This is a genomic window from Bradyrhizobium sp. STM 3809 (genome assembly GCF_000239795.1).
Lineage (GTDB): Bacteria > Pseudomonadota > Alphaproteobacteria > Rhizobiales > Xanthobacteraceae > Bradyrhizobium.
Window position 1 is genome coordinate 1 of record NZ_CAFJ01000373.1, and the last position, 1,033, is coordinate 1,033.

Annotated in this window: 1 protein-coding gene; it reads right to left on the bottom strand. The window is 64.8% G+C overall.

The features are described from left to right. Positions 1-441: 441 nt before the first annotated feature. The coding region (locus tag BRAS3809_RS19220) for an outer membrane protein (protein WP_035656947.1) at positions 442-1,033 on the bottom strand (592 nt) is incomplete at its 5' end.

Below are 1,033 nucleotides of genomic sequence, written 5' to 3' on the forward strand. Positions count from 1 at the left end.
GGGCTTTCGACAGCTGCGCGCCGGTCCGGCGGAGGAGTTGACCAAACTCAGGATCCGCGATCCCGACCGACTCGCCCCGCCATGATACCGGATCGGCCGCCCGCGAGTCCGGCGGCCCGGTCGGCTGTCCAGCTTTTCCCCAGCCGGGCCGCCCTCCAAAAAGTCAAAGCTGCGGAATGATTTGCGCCCACAGCGCGATCATCCCCACGAACAGCGTGATGGACGCCAGTGCGGCGGCTTCTTCAACGAAAACCTTCAGCATGGGGACCTCCCTGAGCCAGAACATACGAAGAACAATGTTCCTTTTTCGTTCTCAGGTCAAGCGCGCCGAGCGGCGGATCGGCCGGCCTGCGCCGCACGTGGTTAATTGACGTCATTCAGCAACGAAAAAGCCCCGGCGCGAACACCGGGGCTTTCGGTCTGATGAGCGCAACCAGCCGATCAGTACTTGGCGATGGTCGGGCCGCCGAAGCGATAGTTCAGGCGGGCGGTGAACAGGTCCACGTCTTGCTTGATGCTGTCGGAGCCGAGCGCACCGAAGCTGATGGTCTGGCGGTCCATGAACAGGTGATCGTACTCGACGCCGACCGACCAGTTCGGCGCGAAGCCGTATTCCAGGCCGGCGCCGATCACGCCGCCCCAACGGGTGTCGTTGTTGGAGGCGAGGAACGCACCGGTCGCGGCGTTGCTGATCGTGTACTTGTTGCTCGTCACGGCCGCACCGCCCTTGGCGTAGAGCAGCACGTTGTTGAAGGCGTAGCCGACCTGGCCGGTGAACAGGCCGAAGGCGTCGGTCTTGGTGCGGTTGCGGGTCGCGAACAGCGCGCTCACATTGTCGCCGGTCAAGTCGGCCCAGTTGCCCTGCGCTTCGAGGCCGAACACCATCGGACCCATCTGCCAGCGATAGCCGAACTGGCCGCCGATCGTGCCGCCCGACGAATCATGCGAGCCCTCGCGGCCGCCGCCGACGAGATCCCAGGTGTTGTGGCTCCAGCCGCCGCCACCGTTCGCACCGATGTAGAAGCCGCTCCAA